Below are 22,840 nucleotides of genomic sequence, written 5' to 3'. Positions count from 1 at the left end.
TATTATAAAATGAATTCGTTTTGATGTTTTAATTTCCAATTACCTGATTCAAAATCTTTATCCGAGATAAAATTTCCGATTTTATTTTTTATTTCTTGAATTGGATAATTTGTAAATATAATTATTTCATTCTCTAAATTTCGATTTTGATTATAGATTATTCTAGCAATTGTCTCTCTTGAAGGATGTTTATGATTAGATGAGCCACCATTTGTTGAAATAAAATATTGGTTCGATTTAATTTTATCCAATATCGATGGAGATGTATTATTTTTACTCCCGTGATGTGAGAGTTTAACTAAATCACAATTAAGAGGATTCGAAGATGAATATCCCTTATTTACTAGTATATTATCAATTACTTCAGGTCTTGCATCACCAAGAAATGCTAACTTTTTCCCTTCTAAAGTTTTTAAAATGAAAGCGATAGATGAAGCATTTGTAAGGTCGTTTTCTAATGAGCTTGCTGGGTTAAAAGGTATCTTTGATAATTCTTCAAGGTTTTTATCATATGTAGACACCTCCAAAGATTGTGAAATATTTTCCTTTTGAATTGTTTTATGCAAAAAATCGGGCTTCCAATTTTTATAGAACAAAGTAAGAGTTTTTAGGTCTGGTGACAATATTTCAAATTGGATTCCATTTCTAATTATTATGTTTAAACTACTATCAATATGAGTTATTATAGTATTTGATTTCTTGGTATTTATTAGTTCTTTTAAATTGTCTCCTTGAGCAAAACTGATTAAATTACCAGTAGTGATAGAGATTAACTCAGGATGATTTATCCATATTTCGTCAATTTCAATTTTATTAATTAAACTATTTTGGAAAAATTTTATTAGACCCCCAATATGGTCAGAATCTATGTGAGTTAGAATTAATAAATTAATCCTAGATATTTTTTCTAATTCTTTTTTTAATGAATATGCAAAAGTGGAAGCAGTACCCCCATCAATAAGAATAGTAAAGATTTCTTGATTTTCATCAAGAGTTTCTAGTAAAATACAATCTCCATTGTAGGCTTTTAAAAATTTTATGGTCATTTTATAGTTTAAAACAAATTTATCAAAAATACCTATACAATTTAATGGCTAAAAAAAGAATTATTATCATAAAAATTCCCTAAAATTCTACCTCTTTTAGATGTTATCCTCGGAAACCCACATAAATACTAAGAAATAAGAGAAAAGTTCGAGCCCAGGTGGGACCACAAGAAAACTCCTTAATGCATTGATATTAAGGAGTTTGTTTTTTATAGGGGAGTGAATAGGATTTAGCTCATATTCACTCTATTATTTAAAATTTTTATATTTTCTTGCTTTACAAGAGATTCTATTGTCGAGTTGATGATGTTGTCAATCTGTGCGCCAACTTTCATAAAACCAAATGCTTTAGATGTCTGGCGAATAAGATCTTCTGTGCTTAAACTCAAATTAGCTTCGATGATTTCTAAGATAACAATCTGGATTTCTTCTTGGGAAATATCTTCAATATTCCTTTTTTCAAATGAATTTTCACGATAAAATTGAATGTTGTCTGGTGTAATTTTGTCGTTCCAATAAAACTCTTGATGTGTTTTATTTTTAGAAATAGTAGGAATACTTTCAGTAATTTCGGTTAGGTAGTTATTCAGTTTGGCACCTGCTCTAGTGGTATTCCAAAGTTTTAATATTTTTCTAAATAAATAATTTTTACTAATAGGAGCCTCTGTTGATACGATTTCTCGTATTTGATTTAGGATTATAGGTCTGTTTTCTAGAAAATAGATGCTTTCAGAATTTGCAGTTGGATTTGCTTCAAAAACGGCGCAGACGTAAGGCATCATTGCTTTATTGAAGCTGGTTTTTTCAACCTTTATTAAAGTATGTTGTGGTGTTCCAGGATCGTCTTCCGAAATAGTTTCTTCGATTTTTTCTTCGTTTGCTTGGTGTTTTAGAAACTCAACTTTCTCGATAATGTCATGGACAATCTTGTGTTTGTTTTTTAACCAATCTAAAGTCCAAATTCTATAAATATTCCAGTTTAATGCAGATAGAACATTGGGTGCAAGTAACTCACGATCATTGGTGGTGTGTATGTTAAAGTAGTTTTCTCCATCCACAAGAATTCCCAAAATATATTCTTTCTCCTTTTCGGGATGTACAATTCCTAAGTCGACTTTATAATCCGAGGTCCCGATATTTTTACGAATTACCAATCCTGTTTTTTCTAAATGTTGGACGATAGAATCTATTAATGAGATTTTCGATTCATTTTCCGAAGTCACTTTTAGTGCATAATTTCCTTTTTCGGCAAAATTTAAAAAATCTTTTAATCCTTTGACGCCTTCGGATTTTGTGCGGTTAAGGTCGATTTGGTCAGGCTTTAATGTGGAAAATACTTTCATTTCGTAACGCGCTCTCGTCACCGCAACATTCAGCCTTCTCCATCCTCCATCGCGATTTAAAGGTCCAAAATTCATAGAGATTTTATTTTCTTCATCTGGACCATAGCCAATAGAGAATAGAATGATGTCGCGTTCGTCACCTTGTACATTTTCAAGATTTTTAATGAATATGGGTTCATTTGTTTTCAATGCAAATTCCTCCAATTTTGGATATTCGATAAATAATTTCTGCAGTAGGTCTTCAATTAAAGTTTGTTGCGTTTGGCTAAATGTAACGACGCCAATCGACTTGGTGTTTTCAGATGCTAGATGCTTTTTGATATAATTGATGATGGCAAGTGCTTCGTTCTTATTGGTTCTTGTTTTCCCTTTATCGTAAAAGCCTTCCACAAATTCAAAGGTAACTTTTTGATTCAAATCATCTGGCGATGGGAAAGTTAATAATTTGCTATCATAAAAATTTTTGTTGCTGAAGGATATCAAGCTTTCGTGTTTGCTGCGATAATGTCTTAACAAATAGTTCGACGGTATAGATAACGCCAGACAATCTTCCAAAATACTTTCTAAGTCCTCCATTTCGATATTATCTTCGTCAACTTTGGATGACGCAAAGAAACTGGTGGGAGGCATTTGTTTGGGATCGCCTACAATAATGGCTTGTTTTGCGCGTGCCAAAGCACTTATCGCTTCGGATGTCGGCAATTGTGACGCCTCATCGAAAATAACCAAATCGAAATGATCTGTATTGACATCAAAATATTGTGCTACCGAAATAGGACTCATCAACATACAAGGTTTTAGCCTCGGAATTAATGTCGGAATTTGATCAAACAATCTCCTAATTGATAATCCCCTGCCTTTGCTCCGAATCGCTTTCTGCAAAAATCCAATTTCTGAACTTTGCGCAGCTTCTTGATTGATATTGGGAATGTTTGAACTCAGTTTTACAATCAATTTATTTTTAGAAAGATCGATAAATTCTTTGTGCAGATCTTTGTATTGTTGGATTTTTGATTCGTAAATATTGGCATCAAAACTATTCAAAACCTCAGCCTCGTAGGTCGTCTGTATAAAATGATTGAAATGCAATGTTTTATTAAATTCGAACGGAATCTCATGTGGGTTTAGCTTGCCTTCTTCTAGTAAATTGATGCACCATTTTAAATCAATTTCTTGCGCTTTTTCTTTATAAATGTTGTAATTAATCCAGCTTTCTAATTGACTAAGATGAGCGTGTACTTCTGTAAGTTTTTCGAGATTTGGGATTTCAGAAAGATAATTTCCGAGTGTTGTTTTGGCTTCTTTCAATTCATAAACAACGGAAAGGATTTGCTCTATTTCTTGAGAAATATCTTGATTTGCAAAATTGGATTTTAACCATTCTTCAGGATTTTCAACGGCAGATTGAGGCAGAAGTTGTTCCAGATTTTCTATATTTTGTAAATCTTTTTTTATAAAATCGGTTTCTAAAATTTCGGTTTTGAAGTAGGTTTTATTAAGACTTTCAAAAACATCATATTGCCTTGCAGAAAGCTTGTTTTTAACATCTTTGTAGTTTTCTAATTGGCGGAAAAGCTGATCTATAATTTGCTCAGAATCAATTTTAAAATGAGCAAAGCCTTGGATAAGATTTTTTACTTTTCTTTGCTTCAGCCATTTTGGGAAAAACCAAGTGTGTTTTGCTTGATTCCAAAGGATTTGCATCGTGTCAAGATTATTCTCAAAAATGCTTTTGTTGAACTTTTGTGTAATAGAAGTTTCCGTATTTTGTTTTTTAGAAGTAAGGTCTAGCCATTGTTTTAATAACTGATTTTGTTCTGGATCGAAATAAAAGTCAAAAAGTTGCGCTTGGATTTTTTGGCCTTTAATGAAGTTTAAAATCCTTTCGAACTCACCAATTTTCTTGATGTTGATTTGATATTTGTTGAATAAATTTTGTCCCTTTTCGTAATTTGAACGGTAATTTTCAATCGCATCAGAAAGATTATTTTGATGATCAAATCGATGCGCGCTTAGCGTAACAAGATGCAAAGGATGGCTTGTGGGCTGCCCAATTTTTGCCGCAATAGAGCTGAAGGGCAATAGCCAATCATTCCATAAGTTCCATTTTGATGAACTTAGATTTTTAAAATCAATATCGATTTTCGGGACATCATGAAAAGCGATCGCGTTGTTTTCTAAAAACGAAATAGAATCATACAAAGTCCAGCCAATCTGATTTTTGTGGTGGAGCTGTGTGATGTATTTATTAATCTCTTTTTTGCGATCGTCTAGGCGTTTCGCTTCTTCTAAAAAGTCTTTATTGAGCTGATATTTTGGGGTTTCTAATGCTTGTTCAAACTGTTTTAAAACATCTGATTTTTTTGATTTATTAGAATGTAATTCTAAACAAAAAGGCGCCAGGCCAATGCTTTCTAAACGTCTATGCACTACATCTAAAGCGGCTTTCTTTGCGGCTACGAATAAAACTTTTTTATGATTTGCTAAAGCATCTGCAATAATGTTAGTGATGGTTTGCGATTTTCCAGTTCCTGGAGGGCCGTGCAGAATAAAAGTTTTGTTTTGATTCGCATTGTTTACCGCGTTCAGTTGAGAGTTGTCTGTAGGAATAGGCAAAGTTAAGGATGCGGAAGATAAATCCTCCAACTCAAGATGATTGCCTTCGACACTTTCTAGAGTTTCTGTTAGTTTTCCATCAATCAAACTTTTTACGATAGAACTTTTTTGTATTTCTTCTGAGTATTTTGAAAGGTCTTGCCATAAAATTAGCTTATTGAATGAGAAAGTTCCTAACACGATTTGGTCTAAAACATCCCAACCTTCCAAATTAAGCACAGCATTTCGGATAATTGCCAAAACTCTCGGAACATCTACGCCGAATTCGTCCATTGGTAGGTTTTCCAGAGCGTTCAGATTTAGATTATATTCCTGCTTCAGATATTCGATTAAAGTTATATTAATCATGGTTTCTTCTTCTCGACTTCGCAAGGTATATTTTGTATTAACCGATTTTCTAGATAATTCGACAGGGATTAATAATATTGGAGCAAAACGTGGTGTCGTCTTATTTTTGGGATCAAACCATTTTAAAAGTCCCAAACCAAGATATAATGTGCTTTTTCCGTTTTCTTCCTCGGCGAGCTTTGATGTTCTGTACAGATTGGTTAGGATAGAATCTAAATCGTCATTATGATAGGTTGTAAGCAGTCGGTTGTATTTGAATTCGTCATCAGCAAGCTTGAACAAATCTGAAGATGTATGCAGTGGCGGAATATAATTGTTGTATTTTCGGGTTATGGCTTGGTTATTATCAGGATGTATCGTATAAGATTTTCCTTCTGCTAAAGTGTCTTCTAAAAGGTTGATTTTAAGATCAATAATCTGAAGCATGCTTTTGGTAAATCTCAAATTAAGAAGATTGTTTCTTAAGGATAAATCCAATAGCTTTCTTTCCCATATTTTTTGTTTACTTAGATTACTAAAATCCGTCAATTCGAGATTGTCATAAGTCTCGCCAATATCATAGTTATCATCAAGCTCCGTATCAGGATTTTCTTCTTTGGTTTGTATTTCTTTTTTGAATTCTGAATCCTGTTTCAGCATTGGTAAAGGTAAAACTCCGTTTGATCTTGTGTTTTTGATATCTATAGATAATAAGAAATCAGACTCGCTCATTAGCTGTTTCTCGGCTGACGCCATGGCTTTACTGAATGAAATGCTGCTGCCTTTGCAAAGCGTTGTGGTTTCTATAATGGCAATTTCTTTGATGCCTGAAGCTATCCTTTTCGAAATGGCGGCTTGGTCAAAATTAATCATCGCATCAAATCGTAAATCTTCCAACCAAACGCCGACAAAAGCATGTCCTTTTGTGAAAATTATAATTGGATTAAGATCTATTGCTTCCAAACAAGACGCAAACAAAAGGGTGATGTCAATACAATTCCCGAATTTAGTTTCCATAATTTGCTCCACCAGACGGATTCTTTGACCTTGGTTTTCAAAACTTGGAGGCAAAGCACTATAGATGAGTTCTTGATTTTGGATGGCTTTGTACAATGCGGAAGTCATCTGCAGAACACGCTCTTTACTTTCGTTTTGATAACCTTCAAATGCTGGCGGATATCCATTTTGTTCCAAGATATTGATAGCGTCTGATTTTATTTGATAAATAGTGGGATGATTGGGTGTTACGTAAGATCCCAATAGTTGTGGTAAAATCTGTAGCCCTCCAAAATAGTCCATTGGCAAAACATCCATATTGAATTGCGTGGAAATAATTTCGGTATCGTTTGCTAATAATATAATTTTTATAGTGTCTATATCTTTTTCTATAAGACTTTTGAGAAATTTAAACTGGTAGTTAAATTCAAAGTTTGATAGGCTAAAAGTATTTGCAGAAATTCGATCAATAAAAACCCTGTACTTTTCGAAAATGCCTAAGCTTGATGTTATTTCAATTTTTATATTTTCAAGATTAGAGGGGATGTTTTGAAATATAATCTCAAAAATAAAATTATACTTGTTTAAACAAAAGGTGTAGTTAAAATAGGGCGCATTCTTAATGTGTATTTCTGGATTTAAGTTTTCAGACATGTTTTTCGGATATTAGGTTATAATTTTTTTCTTAAAATTCTCGGGTCGTTCTAATGTGTTTTTGTTAAATGAGCATCAATTTTATTTAAAATGAATTGATTGTCTAAGATTTGTTTTTCTTTAAAGATAAATTTATTAAAAATTCTTAACAATTGTTTTGTTTTTCGCATATTAATACACGGAATAATTATAGAGCTTATTAATAAAAAATTAACAAACGATTATTTGTGTCTATAATAATTATAATTTATTTTTGCCGTCCATAAGTGAAACAACAGTTTTGGTAAGATGAGTAAAACACTAAAATTTTTCTTTTCTTTATGTTTACTAATAGCATTCAGTGTTTTTGGAAACGAAAAAGTTTCTGTCACGCCTGATGTTGTCAGTTATACTGTTGATACAATTCTCCCCGAATTTTGCGAACGTCACGATGCCGAGCAAGATATTCTTAGCATGGGAAGAACGATTCCCAAAGTGCTAAAAAAAATAGTGTACCTCGATAATTTTTATTTTTATTTCGTTGAGGTTGCTATTACCAAAAACCATTCGTTCTCGAGCCATACTTTTCCTAGATTACGTTGTGGCGTTAAATCTTTTCTACATTTATTACAGTTGTACTAGGTTTATTTTTAAATCAATACCCTTATTATTTAAAAAATATTTTAACCTAATTAAAATTTCCATGCAAATTAAATATTGGATTGTAGGGCTTGTTGCGCTATGTTCCGTCGTGTCTTGTAATAAAGAAAACACCACCAAAAAAGACGATGTTAAAACTGTACCCGTCTTGCTTGTTAAAGAAAAAGATACTTTGGTGAGCAATCAGTTCGTCACAGATATCCAAGCGAAAAAAAATATCGAAATCCACTCGCGTATGTCGGGACTTATGCAACAAATCTACGCGCACGAAGGTCAGTTTGTTAAGCAAGGACAATTGTTGTTTAAGATTAATGATTCCGAGCTTCAGATCGATTTATTAAAAGCAGATGCAAGCTTGAAGCAAGCTCAAGCCGATGTCAGAATTGCCGAAGTGGAGGTAAGCCAATTACAGTCGTTATTCAACAAAAATTTCGTTGCTAAAAATGAGTTGGATATGATGAAAGCCAAACTTAGTGCAGCGCAAGCCAAACGTGCTTATGCAGATGCCGAACGCAAATCTGTTTTGCAAAAGCTGAGTTTTACCAATATCCGCGCACCTTTTGATGGCGTTATCGATGTAATTCCTTTTAAAGAAGGAAGCTTGGTAGAGAATGGGTCTTTGCTAACGACTTTATCATACCTGGATCAGATTTATGCTTATTTTTCGATTCCCGAAAACCTTTATTTTGAATTTCAAAAAACAGATAAACTTAACAACGCCAACAAAATCGAACTGGTTCTTCCAAATGGCGCTAAATATGATTTTAATGGTGTTCTTAAAACTGCCGAAGGCGAGATCGACCAAGCTACAGGATCTATCCGTTACAAAGTGGATTTCCCCAACCCAGATCATTTGATAAAACACGGGACTTCGGGTAAACTTGTACTGTCTGATTACCAACCAAACGCCATTATTATTCCCCAAAAAGCAACATTTTCTATTCAGGATAAAGTCTATGTTTTTGTAGTGGATCAACAGAATAAAGTCAAGATGAAAAACATCACCATTGGCAATACATTCCGGGATTCTTACATGATTGATGGTGGCCTGAAGTCTGGCGACAGAATTGTTCTGGAAGGGACACAGTCTTTGCGTGATGGTCAAACAATCCGTATTAAATCTTAATAAACATTCTAAAAAAATAAGATTATGGTAGAAATGTTTATTAGACGAAAGGTTCTTTCGTTGGTAATTTCGATAGTTATTGTGTTGATGGGGCTTTTGGCATTACTACAATTACCGATTACACAATTTCCGGATATTGTTCCGCCTTCCGTTACGGTAACGGCAAAATATACAGGGGCTAATGCCGAAGTATCTGCCAATGCGGTGGCTTTACCTTTGGAACGTGCGATCAACGGTGTGCCGGGCATGACGTATATGTCCACAGTAACTTCTAATGATGGTTTAACATTAATTCAGGTTTTTTTTGAAGTTGGTGTCGACCCCGATGTAGCGGCAGTTAACGTACAAAACCGTGTGACGACCATTTTGGACGAACTTCCCGAAGAAGTTATTCGTGCCGGCGTTACCACAGAAAAAGAAGTTAACAGTATGTTGATGTATCTTAACATCACTTCCACAGACGATAGTCAGGACGAGCAATTTATTTACAACTTTACGGATATTAATGTTTTACAGGAATTAAAACGTATTGATGGTGTTGGGCGTGCCGAAATTATGGGGCAGAAAGAATACTCGATGAGAATTTGGCTAGATCCTCAAAAGATGACGGCGTACAAAGTTTCTGCAGAAGATGTTGTTAAAGCTTTGCAAAAACAAAACATCTCTGCGGCACCAGGTAAAGTTGGTGAAACTTCTGGTAAAACCACGAGTCAATTGCAATATGTTATCAAATACACAGGGAAATTTTTTGAGCCTGAACAGTATCAACAAATTCCGATTCGCTCGGATGCTAACGGTACGATTTTAAAACTAAAAGATATTGCTGAAGTAGAATTTGGCGCGATGAACTACGGAATGGTTTCCAAAACAGATGGTCGACCTTCGGCTTCTATTATGATGAAACAACGTCCAGGTTCTAATGCTTCCGAAGTTATTAAAAATGTGAAAGACAAAATGGCGGAACTCAAAGAGACCTCTTTCCCGCCAGGTATGGAGTTTAATATGGCTTATGATGTGTCGAGATTTTTGGATGCGTCGATTAGTGCGGTTTTAATTACATTAATAGAAGCCTTTATCCTTGTAGGAATTGTGGTTTTCATTTTCTTACAAGATTGGCGTTCCACTTTAATTCCTGTGCTTGCCGTACCTGTTGCCCTTATCGGGACTTTCGCTTTTATGCAAATGTTAGATTTCTCGATTAATCTTTTGACTTTATTTGCTTTAGTATTAGCCATCGGAATTGTCGTTGATAATGCGATTGTTGTGGTAGAGGCGGTTCACGTAAAAATGGAGGAAGGCATGGCGCCACTTCATGCGACAATAGAAGCGACAAAGGAAATTGCTGGAGCAGTTATTGCGATAACCATTGTAATGTCCGCGGTGTTTATTCCAGTTGCCTTTTTGGATGGTCCCGTGGGAGTATTTTATCGACAATTCTCTTTGACCTTAGCGATTAGTATTGTGATTTCAGGCGTTAATGCGTTAACTCTAACGCCAGCCTTGTGTGCCATTATTCTTAAACCGCATAAGCATGATAAAAAGAAAAATGCAGTTGACAGATTCTTTACCAAATTCAATATAGCTTTTGAAAAATTAACCAATGGCTACACCAATCTTTTATCCAAATTTGCGACAAGAACAACAGTTACGTTCGGAATGCTGTTTTTATTTATTGGATTAATGGTCATTACCGCACGTTTTTTACCATCTGGATTTATTCCAATGGAAGATCAAGGGATGGCTTATGTCAATGTTACGACACCACAAGGTGCCACTGTTGAGCGTACCGAAAAAGTTTTGGACGAAATTACAACGATTGCTAAAAAAATTGATGGTGTCGAAAACGTGACGACTTTGGCTGGTTATAGTATTGTTACTGAAATTGCTGGCTCTAGCTACGGTATGGCAATGATTAACCTTAAGGATTGGAAAGAACGAAACATTTCTGTTGACGAGCTTATCGCTGAATTATCAGCAAAAACGAAAGATATCTCAGACGCGCAAATTGAAGTTTTCGCGCCGCCAACAGTTCCTGGATTTGGTAACACGAGTGGTTTCGAACTTCGTCTTTTGGATAAGTCGGGTGGAAGTATCAGCAATACTGATAAAATCACCAAAGACTTTGTTAAAAAACTGAATGAAGCGCCTGAGCTACAGAATAACTTTACAAGTTTTGATGCTACTTTTCCGCAGTATTTAATTACAATGGATTATGATATGGCCGCGAAAAAAGGTGTTTCGGTTGATAATGCTATGTCAACTTTGCAGACTTTATTGGGCTCTTATTACGCGACCAATTTTATTCGATTTAGTCAAATGTATAAAGTGATGGTACAGGCGAGTCCAGATCAAAGAGATACGCCAGAAAGTATTTTGCAACTTTTCGTTAAAAATGATGCTGGCGAAATGGTGCCATTTTCAACATTTATTAACATCGAAAAAGTATATGGTCCCGAGGTTTTGACGCGATATAATATGTATATGTCTGCTATGATTAATGGAGAACCAGCACCTGGTTATAGTTCTGGCGATGCCATCGCTGCAGTGGAGAGAATTGCGAAAGAAAGCTTGCCGAGAGGTTTTGATATCGAATGGTCGGGGATGACTAGAGAAGAAATTTTATCAGGAAATCAAACCTTTTATATTTTTATCATTTGTTTAATATTCGTGTACTTGCTTTTAGCGGCACAATACGAAAGCTTCTTATTGCCTTTGCCAGTTCTGTTAAGTTTGCCAACAGGGATTTTTGGTTCTTACATCGCTTTGATGTTGGTTGGTTTAGAAAATAATATTTATGCTCAAGTAGCACTTGTCATGCTTATCGGTCTCCTTGCGAAAAATGCCATTTTGATTGTTGAGTTTGCGATACAGCGTAACAAAGAAGGTTATGACATTATTCCAGCAGCTATAGAAGGAGCGCGTCAACGTCTCCGTCCAATTTTGATGACCTCATTTGCGTTTATTGCGGGACTTATTCCGTTGGTGATAGCTTCTGGGGCAGGCGCCATTGGTAACCGCTCGATTGGTACGGCCGCAGCGGGAGGCATGTTGATTGGGACTATTTTCGGATTGGTAATTATTCCTGGTCTTTACATCTTCTTTGCAACACTTGAACAAAAGAAAGAACGAAAAAAGAAACAACATGTACAATAAACAATTAAAATATATAACATTAGGGATTGCAACTTTTTTTCTGGTGTCTTGTGCTACACCGCAAGTTACACCTCTGAAAAAGGCCAAAGATATACCTGCGCAGATTAGTGAAAATTCGATTCCACTTAATGTTAATGAACAAGTTGGGCTGCGATCTTATTTTAAAGATCCCGAATTGTTAAATCTTTTTGATGAGGTTGCGAAAGCTAATCCGGGTTTCCAAATGGCGCAACAGCGTGTGGAAATTGCTAATAGTTTTTTACAAAGATCCAAGATGTCCTTGTTGCCTTCTTTGGAAATTGGCGCAATAGTAAGTGGCGATCATTACGGAAAATATACGATGGAAGGAGTCGGAAATTACGACACCAACTTGTCGCCAAATGTTGCTGATAATCAAAAAATCAATCGTGATATAACACCCAATTATTGGTTGGGTGCGCGCTCTTCGTGGGAAATCGATGCTTGGGGAAAACTTAAAAATCAAAAACTAGCGGCACAAAAAAGATATTTAGCGTCATCCGAAGGACTCAAACTAATTCAGCTAGAGTTGTTTACGGATATTGCCAATCTTTATTATCAATTGGTTTCTTTGGATGTCAAATTGAAGATTTATCAGGAAAATTATAGACTTCAGCAGCGTGCTTACGAAATTGTCTCTGCACAACGCGAAGTCGGAAAAGCTACAGAATTGGCAGTGCAACAATTCCGAGCGCAAAATAACAATTGGCTTGCAGAGATTGAACATATAAAAGCCGAAATAGTTGCAGTAGAACAGGCGATCACGACATTAACAGGACGGTACGGTGGCGAAGTGAAACGCGGTGTAAAACTGCTTTCAACCAATATGGAACTTCTTAATCGTGCTATTGATGTTAATACGGTTATCCATTCTAGACCCGATGTTATCGCTACCTATTATGTTTTGGAAGCGTCACAAGCGGATGCCAAAGCAGCACGAGCGGCTTTTTATCCAAAACTGGATTTGAGTGGGGGCCTAGGATTTAATTCTTTTTCGGCGGAAACTTTTTTTAAACCAAGTTCTCTTGCTGGGCAATTGTTGGGTGGTTTTATGGTGCCTATTTTCAATAAAGGTCAATTAAAACACGATTTTAATGTGGCAAATAAAGAACAGGAAATCGCTTTTATCAGCTATCAAAAAAGTGTGACAACAGCTTATAATGAGCTGCAAGCTATTTTGAAACAAACGGAAATTTTCCAAAAAGTTTTGAAATTAAAAGCCGATGAGGTTAAGCATCTTGATAATGCGATAGAAGTGTCAAATGACTTGTATCTTACAGGTTATGCTAATTATATGGAATTAATTAGTTCTCAAAAAAGTAAACTCAATGCGGAATTGGACTTGTTGGAGTTTCATTTCCAGAATACCAAGAATAATGTTCTTCTTTTCAAAGCCTTAGGCGGAAAGTTAGAATATTAATATGTGATTTGGGGAGCCTAGTCGAGAGACTAGGCTTTTTATTTTTAGACATTTAATTTTTTTAGCATACATCAATATTTTAATGCAATAACTCGCGTATTTTTGAAGTGTTAAATAATTTTTAAACCGAATTTAAGTCGTTATTTAATCATTAAAATTTTAGAACTTTAAAACATTAAAATCGAAGTTTTATTTTTCAATGAATTTATAAATACTTCCTGATGGAGTTGTATTTTTGTTTAATTTAAATCAAAATAGATTATGTCAAATATTGGAATTATTGTCCCAGAAAGAGCTGCAGATATTGGAAACTTCATGGTTGGTAGGCTTCTGCCTTTTATCGAAAAACGATCTGTTGGACCTTTTGTTTTCATCGATCACATGGGACCAGCCGAGCTGAAAGATTATCAAAATCTTGATGTTCCACCACATCCACATATCGGATTGTCCACGCTAACTTACCTTTTCGAAGGTTCTATTTTTCATCGTGACAGCATCGGTTCGGCAGTGGAAATACAGCCTGGCGCAGTCAATTGGATGACGGCTGGCAAAGGTGTTGTACATTCGGAAAGAACTCCAGAATATCTCCGTCATACCGATAAAAAACTTCATGGATTGCAAATTTGGGTTGCCTTGCCAAAAGATTTGGAACAGTCAGAGCCTAGTTTTCACCACATCGAAGCGAAGGACATCCCAACTTGGGAAGAAGATGGTCTAAAAATAAAACTGATTGCTGGCAAAGCTTTTCATAAAGAATCTCCAGTGCCTGTCCACAGTCCTTTGTATTTTATTGAAATCATTAATGATTCTAACGAAACTAAAGAATTAAAAATTGGAGAACATCTTTATGGTGAAAGTGCACTTTATATTTTGGAGGGACAAATTAAGAATGACGGAAATGTTTACGATCCAAAGCAAATTTTGATAGCAAAAGATACGAAACTCTGTGCATTTGAGATGGCACCACATACGACGGTTTATATTTTTGGAGGCGAGGCTTTTCCTGAAGAACGTTATATACATTGGAATTTTGTGAGCTCTAGCAAAGATATTATTGAACAGGCTAAACATGACTGGAAGGATCAAAAGTTCCCGAAAGTTCCTGGAGAAACGGAGTTTGTGCCGTTGCCAGCATCATCTTTGAAATAGATGTATTACCCCAAATATAAAAAGCTGCCTTTTTTGAGCAGCTTTTTATTTTAAAATTTAACTTCAGAGTTTAATCCATCACTTGAGTGGTGGTGCCTAATTTCTGGGCTAGAACGAATTTCTGATTTTGCGATAATTTCGATTTCTTTTTTTAAAACATCAAACGATTTGGCCTCTTCGATGTTTATATTTTGAAAGAAATATGATTTTATGGCATTGTATTGTTTTAAAATTTCTTCTCCTTTAGATTTTTGCGTATCATTATCAGCTGCAAAGCTTGCCCAAAAGTTGTCCCTTCCTTCATTACTTTTGTAAATAATGTAATCCGAATCTCCAAATCCAGATTGTTCTAATGCATTTTTAAGATTTTGAAAATCATTCTGTTGGGACATAAGTCCTACGATAATATTTCCCATAGCAGTTGTTTTTGATAATTAAAATTAATCTTTTTTTTAATACAAATTCAAAATCTTTTTATAATTTGTGTAAGAATACATTTATGATGAAAAATTACGCATTATTACTAGCTTTTGTCATTGTTGCGTGTAACTCTTGTACGACGCAAAAGACTAAAAATATTAACGCCAATATCATTACCCTTCGCGATAGTTATTGTAAGGCGCCAACCAATTATGACTACGAGAAGGTTAATCTTCATGTTAATGCAGATTCGTTACTTAATGAAAAACAATACCTTAGGTCTATTTTTAACCAACAAAGTATTTTGATTCTTAATGCCTTAAACTCACTTGAGGATGTTGAAAATATTTTAGAATTGAAAAAAGATACAAGCATCGAGTCACAACTTAAAATCATGAAAATTAAGGATAAAATAGATGGCAGAATTACTTTAGCGCTAAGTGAAGTAGATGCTGTCGCTGCCGAATTTGACTGCGAAGGCGAACGTGTTTCGCAAATGGCAAACTATGTGAGTAGCCTTAATAGCAAGAAAAATAACAAGATGATTGTATATTCCATCGCTGTGGGAGCACTGGGTTCTATCGCTGGCGGATTTATAAAAAGTGATGGCTGGGACAAAGCCGTGGATATTGGTGGAGGTCTTATTGGTGCGGGTTTTGGTCTTGCTTTACTCAATCCGAAAGGTAAGAAAGTCGAGTTTATCCATGCTCGAAACATCCTTCGTGATATTTGGCAGGAGAAACTACAGTCGCGGAATTTTCCGCCATTTATTTGGTATATGTATACAGAGAAAAAATTTTCGAATATTAATGAACATTCAATTATACAGAATATGAAGCAACGCTGGATTACGTACCAATTCGATGGAGATGTTGATGCGGCCAACAATTCTCCGATCTTTAACGACGGCGGAAAGTACGACAGCGAGGCGCTTAACAATCGTGCGGCGATGCTTAACCAGATGCAATCGGCAACAAGAACTATTAACCAAAATATCAATTATCTTCTTATCGACCTTAACAAGTTGACGCGATAGTTTTTTTGTTTTTTAATTTTATATAAATAAAACTATTTCTCAAAAACCAAGTAATCATAAGCTTTTAGCGTAAATCTGCTATCGTCCATTAATTTTTGCTGAGTTTTTTTAAAAACATTTATATATTGACCTTCCACATCTTTTGAGTGGATGTTAAAGTCAACATCATTATCAGACATATTTAAAAATACTACAACTTTTCTATCGCCATTTTTTCGAAGATAAGCCATGACTTTGTCGTCTGCAGAAGTTTCTATCCAATGGGTGGTAGCGTTAGAATCACCACCCCGTAAAGCAGAGTTTTCGGATTTTAAAGTCAATAAAGTTTTATAAAAATCATCTAACTGATTTTGACCGTCCCAAGGAATTGGATCTTTCTCAAAAAATGCAAGACGTTTGGTTTTCATGGGAAGTTCTTGCCCATTATACAATAAAGGAACGCCATTCCAAGTGACAGAAAAAACAGCTAGCGCAGGAGCGAGATTGCCATATTTTTCATATTCGGTGCCGTTCCAAGTATTTTCCTCGTGATTGGTCGTGAACCAAGCTCTCATCGATTGATCTCCGATGTTAGAATAATGTTGAAGAAGATTTTTAAGATCCTGAAGGGATGCCTTTTTTTGATAAAAATCTTTGGTTAGGTGCATCCATTTCCAGGAATAACTAGCGTCAAAAATTTTTCCATATTCTGGAGAATCCAACTCATCGAATTCGCCTAGTCAAAACAAAGGTTTTATTTTTTCAACCTCTAGTCTGGCTTGTTGCCAAAAGTCAACTTTTACCCAATTGGCAAGATCGCAGCGGAAGCCGTCGATATTGGTTTCTTTAACCCAAAAGGTCATGGCATCAATCATGGCTTGGCGCATTTTGGGATTGCTATAATCCAGTTCGATGATATCGTCCATGCCTTCGGCAATATGGAATTTTCCATCGCGATCTTTTAGGTAAAATTCTGGATTGGTCTTGGTCCAATTGTGGTCCCAACCTGTATGATTGGCAACCCAATCTATGATAACATTTAATCCTAAAGAATGCGCTTTGTTTACAATGTCTTTGAAATCCTGTAAGTTCCCGAATTCTGGATTGATGCTGGTGTAATCTTGTGCCGCATAAGGACTTCCAAGACTTCCTTTTTTGTTTTGTTGCGCAATCGGCGTAATGGGCATCAACCAAATTGTTGTAACGCCCATAGCTTTGAGACGCGGAAGATCTTTTTCCACCACTTTTAAAGTTCCTTCTTTAGAATATTGCCGTATATTGATTTCGTAGATATTGGTAATATGTTTCCAGTCTGGTGGTTGCGCCATGGGTTTTCTAGTTTGGGTTGTACACGAGATAGCAAGGAGGCTAATGATGTTAGTAATAAAATCTTCTAATATCAAAAATAAACAAAATTAAAAAAGCCTGATGTCGTATCAGGCTTTTTTAACAGTATCGTTTTACTAATTTTTAATCTTCATCATCATCGAAGACATCATCATTGTAGCCTTCTTCTTCCTCTTCGTCGTCAAAATCGTCATCATCAAAATCAACAGATTTGAAATCATCATCGAATCCAAAATCATCATCCATAAGTGGCATTGTCGATTTTTTGGAACTGCTTCCAGCCGCATTTTTGCTCGGCGCTTTCAATGGGACATTTCCGAAACGATAAGCGGTAATAGGATAATTAACAGCTGGTTTTTCGTCAATAACATCGACCAATTCGCAGAAAAACTCCCAAAGATCTAAGAATCCGTACTGGAATCTCATCTTGTCACCTTTTTGCGAAAAGCCTTCGTTAACATATACGTCAGACATAATTTCTCCATCGCCGTCATCGCTCATATCTTCTAGCGGTACAGCACGCCCTTCTGACCAATCTTCATCAGAAAAATAAAAACTAGAAAGTTCATCTCCAGGAAGACTAAAGGCACTTTTGATGCCCAAATGCAAATTCCATAAAGTTTGTTTGTCTTTGATTTCGATGTCTCTAAAGATGCTTTCTTTGGCGTCTAGAATAACTCTAATTTTGTAAACCATTTTCTTCTTCTCTAAAACTACTTTTACATTAATTTTGCTGCAAATATAAAACAATTGAGAAAGGATAAAAACCCAAAAAAAGAATTTTTTGAAAAAATATTTTATTACCTTTTAGCCCCAATTCAGTGTTTTTATTTGTACTTTTTTGTTGCGATAAAACTAATATTTTTTTCTAAATTACAAAGCAATTTTTTCTAATCTGAACTTAAATTTTGTACCACTTAGATAAGCGCTTTCTACAGTAATGTTTTGGTGATGGGCTTCCAGAATGTGTTTCACAATGGCAAGTCCTAGTCCGGATCCGCCGTCTTTGCGATTTCTACTAGATTCTACGCGATAAAAACGTTCAAAAATTCTGGCAAGATTTTCAGGTCTTATTCCCATTCCGTTGTCTTCAACGATGATAACGACATGCATGGCTTCTTCCTTGGTGGTTACGTTGATGTGGGCGCCTTCGCGGTTGGCGTATTTTATAGCATTGGAAATAAGGTTGGTAAAGACTTGCGATATTTTGTTTTTGTCGGCGTGGACCATTAGTTTCTTCTGCGTCGTTTGCAATTCCAACTTCATTTGGTGACGGTCGGCTTCCAAATCGAGAAGGTCAAAAACTTCTTCTATTAATGCATTGATGTCAAAAGAGGTTAAATTTAATTCAATTTGTCCCGCTTCAAAGCGGTTAATCATATCCAAATCCTGGACAATGTTGAGCAACCTTTCGACTGAGTTTTCGATGCGTTGGAGGTATTTGTCGCGTACGTTAAGGTCTTCCACACCGCCGTCCAACAAGGTCGCTACATAACCTTGTATGGAGAATAAGGGCGTTTTCAGTTCATGAGAAACATTGCCGACATATTCTTTTCGGAAATGTTCCATTTCCTTCATCATATCCATTTCTACATCGTTTTTGGAACTCATCAAAGAGACACGTTCTCCTAGCTCTCGTAAGCTCAAATCGGGTTCGTGATCCAAAACAATATTGTCAGGAAGTATTTTTTTTATCCGTCTAATTTGTTTTTTACTATTATAATTAAATAAAAATTCAAGGATATAATAATTAAGTACCAATATTAAAGTCAGCGTGAAAATAATGAAGATGTTAAAATCTCGTGTTTTGAAATATTGGTCGTGGGTTTTGGTTTGGAAAATAATAACAACAATGCCAATAACCGCTACCAAAACGAAGGAAGCTAAGGCGGATACCCAATTTATTTTCAAGTTTTTTTTCGGCGTAGAATACATAAGATAAATTTATAAAAAAAAGATTTTCGTTTGAAAATCTTAAACAACCAATTTGTATCCTATACCTTTTAGGGTTTGTATGCTGTTGATACCTAGCTTTTCGCGAAGTCGTCGGATGTGAACATCGATAGTGCGCTCGCCGACAATAACATCGTTACCCCAGACTTTTTCCAAAATTTCTTCTCTTTTGAAAACTTTGTCCGTATTTGATGCCAATAAAAATAAAAGATCGAACTCTTTTTTTGGGAGTAAAAACTCTTCCTGACCTTTGCTAACTTTAAAATTATCTTTATCAATAATGAGATCGCCTAATGCAATATAATTGGTGTTTTCATTAGCTTTTGCGCCCAGTTGTAGAAGGGCAGCGACTTTCGATACCAAAACTTTAGGTTTTATTACTTTAACAATATAGTCGTTAGCACCGGCTTGGTATCCAGCGAGTTGCGAAAACTCTTCGCTTCTGGCAGATAAGAAAACAATTAAAGTCTTTTGTAATTCTTTTATTTGGCGCATTTCTTGACAGGTTTCGATACCGTCTTTCTCAGGCATCATCACATCGAGAAGAATAAGATCCGGAACAATTTCTTTAGCTTTGCTAATGCCTTCTTGCCCATTGGATGCGGTGTGGACTAGGTAACCTTCTTTTTCTAAGTTATAGGATAACATTTCTAGAATGTCCTGTTCATCGTCAACCAAAAGGATTTTTTTACGATTCATTTTTAGATTTTATGTTTCTCAAAATTAATAAAAATTGAATGGAATTTTAAGTAGTTTACATAAAATTAATATCAATGCAGGTTTGTTACGTCAAGTGTTAAATTCTTATTAACTCAAACTTAAATAATATTTTTAAATTTAAAATAATACAAATTTTAGTTACAAACAAAGTCTTGTTGTTAATATTACTAAAATATTTTGAAAGCTCTGCATTTTTAAGATTGGAATAATAGGACAAAGGCCTTTGCAAAATACAATTTTACCAAAAGACAAATTGTAGAATTTAACTCTAAAGTCGTAAATTTGTCGACTCATTATACAATTTTATGGAAGAAGAAAAAAAATCACTTAACTTTTTAGAACAAATTATTGAAGATGATTTGGCTAATGGTTTGGGAAAGGACAAATTGCGATTCCGTTTTCCGCCAGAGCCTAACGGTTATCTTCATATTGGTCATACGAAAGCTATTTGTATCAATTTTGGTCTTGGAGAGCGTTACGGCGCACCAGTTAATTTGAGGTTTGATGATACCAATCCAGAAAAAGAAGAACAAGAATTCGTAGATTCTATCAGAGAAGATGTGAAATGGCTTGGCTTCAACTGGGCGGAAGAGCGTTACGCGTCCGACTACTTCCAGCAATTGTATGATTGGGCTGTTACTTTGATTAAAGAAGGAAAAGCTTATGTTGATGAGCAATCCTCAGAAGATATTACGGCCCAAAGAAAAAATCCTTTCGAAGATGGTATCGATTCGCCTTTCAGAAATCGTCCAATCGAAGAAAGTTTGGATCTTTTTGAGCGTATGAAAAACGGGGAGTTCGAGGAAGGTACCATGAGTCTTCGTGCAAAAATCGACATGAAATCACCTAATATGAACATGCGTGATCCTGTTATGTACCGTATTCTGAAACGCCCACATCACCGCACTGGCGATACTTGGAAAATCTATCCAATGTACGACTGGGCGCATGGTGAGAGCGATTATTTAGAACAAGTTTCGCATTCTTTATGTTCATTAGAATTCGAAAATCACCGACCGCTTTACGAATGGTATTTGGAGCAAGTTTATGACCCAGGAAAAGTAGCGCCAAAACAACGCGAATTCGCTCGTATGAATGTGTCTTACATGATTACTTCAAAACGTAAATTACAACGATTGGTTGCTGAAGGGGTTACCACAGGTTGGGACGATCCAAGAATGCCAACCATCTCGGGACTTCGTAGAAAAGGTTATACCGCGAAAGCGATTCGTAACTTTATCGATAGAGTAGGTGTGGCAAAACGTGAAAATCTAATCGAGATCCAATTGCTAGAATTTTTCGTAAGAGAAGATCTTAATAAAATAGCTACTCGTGTGATGGCTGTTGTCGATCCCGTTAAACTAATCATCGAAAATTATCCTGAAGATAAAGAAGAATTCCTAGAAACTGAAAATAATCCAGAAGATGAAAATGCAGGTTCTAGACAAATTCCGTTTTCTAGAGAGTTGTATATCGAAAGAGAAGACTTTATGGAAGAAGCGCCAAAGAAATTCTTTAGATTAAGCCTAGGTAACGAAGTTCGTCTGAAAGCGGCTTACATCATCAAAGCATCACGCGTTGAAAAAGATGCTGACGGAAATATCACAACCATATTTGCAACTTATGACGAAGACAGTCGTTCTGGAAGCGGTACAGAAGCTAGCCAAAGAAAAGTGAAAGGTACACTGCACTGGGTTTCTGCAAAGCATGCGTTGCCGATTGATGTTAATATCTACGACAAGTTGTTCACTACAGAGCAGCCAGACGCCGAAAAAGACGTGGATTTCTTAGATTTTGTAAATCCAGAATCTTTGGTTGTTAAAAAAGGATTTGCTGAGCCAAGCCTTAAAAACGCAAGTTTGGAAGATCATTTTCAGTTTCAAAGAATTGGATATTTTATTAAAGACAAATTATCGACAGATGACAATTTGATATTCAACAGAACGGTTACACTTAAAGATAGTTTCAAACCACAATAACAAGAAAAGGTTCTCAATATGGAGAACCTTTTTTATTTTCTTTAAAATCGAATTTAATGTTTAAAACTATTTCTTAGCACCAACTTTTTGCCAAGTACTCATAATGTAAATAACGATAATACCGATAATAGAAGCAGCAATAGAAAACATAAACTTAGAATTTTCGTCCTCCAACATGCCCACATTCCAATTGATTCCATAGATGTTAATCCCGATAAACACTACGAATAAGACTAAGAATATTTTATAAAAAATCTGCATAATATTTTATTTTAAAATTGTACGTAATTCTGAACTAATTGTGCAAAGTTAGCAGTAAATAATTTAATAGAGATTGCTAAAAGGATAATTCCGAAAACTTTTTGTAAAATCTGTAAAGAACCTTCACCCATTTTTTTCTCAATCCATGGGGCAATTCTCAAGACGATATACACCAAAATTGTATTAAGAATAATTCCTAAAATAATATTGATTTCATGGAATTCTGCTTTTAAAGATAGCGTTGTTGTCAAGGTACCAGCGCCGGCAACCAGAGGAAAAGCAATTGGCACAATCGATGCGGCATTGGCTTGTGAGGATTTTTGGATTTCGATACCCAAAATCATTTCTATTGCGATGATAAAGATGACAAATGCCCCAGCAATCGCAAACGAGTTGAGGTCAACACCAATAAATTTCAAAATCTCTTTTCCTATAAAAAGGAAAGCTATCATTAGCAAGCCAGCAACGATGGCAGCCTTTTCAGATTCAATACGGCCAAACTTTTGACGAAGCGATACGATAATTGGTACAGAACCGATAATATCGATTACAGCAAACAAAACCATGAAACAAGTGAATGTTTCTTTCCAAGAGATATGTTCGAAAAATTCCACAGATATATTATTTAATTTTTCGCAAAAATATGAATTATTTCTTA

At 35.4% G+C, this 22,840-nt stretch carries 17 protein-coding genes; 7 read left to right on the top strand and 10 right to left on the bottom strand.

The features are described 5' to 3' along the window. Positions 1 to 2 precede the first annotated feature (2 nt). Entirely contained in the window at positions 3 to 1,046 is a 1,044-nt protein-coding gene (locus ACVFVN_RS11030) for a ComEC/Rec2 family competence protein (RefSeq protein ID WP_456235289.1), read from the bottom strand. A 230-nt stretch (positions 1,047 to 1,276) separates the two neighbouring features. Next, positions 1,277 to 6,982, bottom strand: coding sequence for a DUF3320 domain-containing protein (locus tag ACVFVN_RS11025; protein ID WP_456235288.1), 5,706 nt, complete (start codon positions 6,980 to 6,982; stop codon positions 1,277 to 1,279). A 288-nt stretch (positions 6,983 to 7,270) separates the two neighbouring features. Here ACVFVN_RS11025 and ACVFVN_RS11020 point away from each other — a divergent pair, with 288 nt between their 5' ends. From ACVFVN_RS11020 to ACVFVN_RS11000, 5 genes are all read left to right on the top strand, one after another. Continuing rightward, positions 7,271 to 7,603, top strand: coding sequence for a hypothetical protein (locus ACVFVN_RS11020; protein ID WP_165136850.1), 333 nt, complete (start codon positions 7,271 to 7,273; stop codon positions 7,601 to 7,603). Between the two features lie 61 nt (positions 7,604 to 7,664). Continuing rightward, on the top strand, positions 7,665 to 8,747 hold the full coding sequence (locus ACVFVN_RS11015) for an efflux RND transporter periplasmic adaptor subunit (protein ID WP_456235287.1): 1,083 nt from the start codon (positions 7,665 to 7,667) through the stop codon (positions 8,745 to 8,747). Positions 8,748 to 8,771: 24 nt separating this feature from the next. Then, positions 8,772 to 11,900 (top strand): efflux RND transporter permease subunit, encoded by a 3,129-nt coding sequence (locus ACVFVN_RS11010; RefSeq protein ID WP_165136856.1) that lies wholly within the window; start codon positions 8,772 to 8,774, stop codon positions 11,898 to 11,900. Next, a complete protein-coding gene (locus tag ACVFVN_RS11005; protein WP_456235286.1) occupies positions 11,890 to 13,338 on the top strand; it encodes a TolC family protein in 1,449 nt (482 codons plus the stop codon). The genes ACVFVN_RS11010 and ACVFVN_RS11005 overlap by 11 nt, the downstream gene beginning before the upstream one ends. Positions 13,339 to 13,599: 261 nt before the next feature. Then, a complete protein-coding gene (locus tag ACVFVN_RS11000; RefSeq protein WP_456235285.1) occupies positions 13,600 to 14,487 on the top strand; it encodes a pirin family protein in 888 nt (295 codons plus the stop codon). A 50-nt stretch (positions 14,488 to 14,537) separates the two neighbouring features. Here ACVFVN_RS11000 and ACVFVN_RS10995 read toward each other — a convergent pair whose 3' ends face one another. After that, the gene (locus ACVFVN_RS10995) at positions 14,538 to 14,903 is read right to left on the bottom strand and encodes a hypothetical protein (protein ID WP_456235284.1); all 366 of its coding nucleotides are present in this window, start codon (positions 14,901 to 14,903) and stop codon (positions 14,538 to 14,540) included. 83 nt (positions 14,904 to 14,986) lie between these two features. Between ACVFVN_RS10995 and ACVFVN_RS10990 the strand changes: the two genes are divergently transcribed. Beyond that, a complete protein-coding gene (locus ACVFVN_RS10990; protein WP_456235283.1) occupies positions 14,987 to 15,943 on the top strand; it encodes a hypothetical protein in 957 nt (318 codons plus the stop codon). Positions 15,944 to 15,975: 32 nt separating this feature from the next. On the opposite strand, the gene ACVFVN_RS10985 is transcribed toward ACVFVN_RS10990, so the two are convergent. From ACVFVN_RS10985 to ACVFVN_RS10965, 5 genes are all read right to left on the bottom strand, one after another. Continuing rightward, positions 15,976 to 16,644, bottom strand: a complete 669-nt coding sequence (locus ACVFVN_RS10985; RefSeq protein ID WP_456235282.1) for an alpha-glucosidase C-terminal domain-containing protein — start codon at positions 16,642 to 16,644, stop codon at positions 15,976 to 15,978. An 18-nt stretch (positions 16,645 to 16,662) separates the two neighbouring features. Beyond that, positions 16,663 to 17,250 carry an alpha-amylase family glycosyl hydrolase gene (locus ACVFVN_RS10980; protein ID WP_456235281.1) on the bottom strand — a complete coding sequence of 196 codons (588 nt, stop codon included), beginning with the start codon at positions 17,248 to 17,250 and terminating at the stop codon, positions 16,663 to 16,665. A gap of 142 nt (positions 17,251 to 17,392) precedes the next feature. After that, complete coding sequence (locus ACVFVN_RS10975; protein WP_456235280.1) at positions 17,393 to 17,965, bottom strand: IS1096 element passenger TnpR family protein; 573 nt, start codon at positions 17,963 to 17,965, stop codon at positions 17,393 to 17,395. Between the two features lie 177 nt (positions 17,966 to 18,142). Then, a complete protein-coding gene (locus ACVFVN_RS10970) occupies positions 18,143 to 19,180 on the bottom strand; it encodes a sensor histidine kinase (protein WP_165136877.1) in 1,038 nt (345 codons plus the stop codon). 63 nt (positions 19,181 to 19,243) lie between these two features. Beyond that, positions 19,244 to 19,921 carry a response regulator transcription factor gene (locus ACVFVN_RS10965; protein ID WP_165136880.1) on the bottom strand — a complete coding sequence of 226 codons (678 nt, stop codon included), beginning with the start codon at positions 19,919 to 19,921 and terminating at the stop codon, positions 19,244 to 19,246. Positions 19,922 to 20,247: 326 nt separating this feature from the next. Here ACVFVN_RS10965 and ACVFVN_RS10960 point away from each other — a divergent pair, with 326 nt between their 5' ends. Beyond that, complete coding sequence (locus ACVFVN_RS10960) at positions 20,248 to 21,921, top strand: glutamine--tRNA ligase/YqeY domain fusion protein (RefSeq protein WP_456235279.1); 1,674 nt, start codon at positions 20,248 to 20,250, stop codon at positions 21,919 to 21,921. 66 nt (positions 21,922 to 21,987) lie between these two features. On the opposite strand, the gene ACVFVN_RS10955 is transcribed toward ACVFVN_RS10960, so the two are convergent. Next, on the bottom strand, positions 21,988 to 22,182 hold the full coding sequence (locus tag ACVFVN_RS10955) for a hypothetical protein (protein ID WP_165136886.1): 195 nt from the start codon (positions 22,180 to 22,182) through the stop codon (positions 21,988 to 21,990). Between the two features lie 11 nt (positions 22,183 to 22,193). After that, positions 22,194 to 22,796: a MarC family protein gene (locus ACVFVN_RS10950; protein WP_165136889.1), complete on the bottom strand. Its 603-nt coding sequence runs from the start codon at positions 22,794 to 22,796 to the stop codon at positions 22,194 to 22,196. Positions 22,797 to 22,840: the final 44 nt, after the last annotated feature.

Source organism: Soonwooa purpurea (genome assembly GCF_053891095.1).
Note: the sequence above shows the minus strand (reverse complement) of the source record. Positions and strands in the feature narration are given on the sequence as shown.

Coding starts and splice junctions, on each gene's coding strand:
- ACVFVN_RS11010 (WP_165136856.1), top strand. CDS start 8,772: ATGGTAGAAATGTTTATTAGACGAAAGGTTCTTTCGTTGGTAATTTCG.
- ACVFVN_RS11030 (WP_456235289.1), bottom strand. CDS start 1,046: ATGACCATAAAATTTTTAAAAGCCTACAATGGAGATTGTATTTTACTA.
- ACVFVN_RS10990 (WP_456235283.1), top strand. CDS start 14,987: ATGATGAAAAATTACGCATTATTACTAGCTTTTGTCATTGTTGCGTGT.
- ACVFVN_RS10975 (WP_456235280.1), bottom strand. CDS start 17,965: ATGGTTTACAAAATTAGAGTTATTCTAGACGCCAAAGAAAGCATCTTT.
- ACVFVN_RS11005 (WP_456235286.1), top strand. CDS start 11,890: ATGTACAATAAACAATTAAAATATATAACATTAGGGATTGCAACTTTT.
- ACVFVN_RS10965 (WP_165136880.1), bottom strand. CDS start 19,921: ATGAATCGTAAAAAAATCCTTTTGGTTGACGATGAACAGGACATTCTA.
- ACVFVN_RS10960 (WP_456235279.1), top strand. CDS start 20,248: ATGGAAGAAGAAAAAAAATCACTTAACTTTTTAGAACAAATTATTGAA.
- ACVFVN_RS10995 (WP_456235284.1), bottom strand. CDS start 14,903: ATGGGAAATATTATCGTAGGACTTATGTCCCAACAGAATGATTTTCAA.
- ACVFVN_RS11025 (WP_456235288.1), bottom strand. CDS start 6,982: ATGTCTGAAAACTTAAATCCAGAAATACACATTAAGAATGCGCCCTAT.
- ACVFVN_RS11015 (WP_456235287.1), top strand. CDS start 7,665: ATGCAAATTAAATATTGGATTGTAGGGCTTGTTGCGCTATGTTCCGTC.
- ACVFVN_RS11020 (WP_165136850.1), top strand. CDS start 7,271: ATGAGTAAAACACTAAAATTTTTCTTTTCTTTATGTTTACTAATAGCA.
- ACVFVN_RS10955 (WP_165136886.1), bottom strand. CDS start 22,182: ATGCAGATTTTTTATAAAATATTCTTAGTCTTATTCGTAGTGTTTATC.
- ACVFVN_RS10980 (WP_456235281.1), bottom strand. CDS start 17,250: ATGGCGCAACCACCAGACTGGAAACATATTACCAATATCTACGAAATC.
- ACVFVN_RS11000 (WP_456235285.1), top strand. CDS start 13,600: ATGTCAAATATTGGAATTATTGTCCCAGAAAGAGCTGCAGATATTGGA.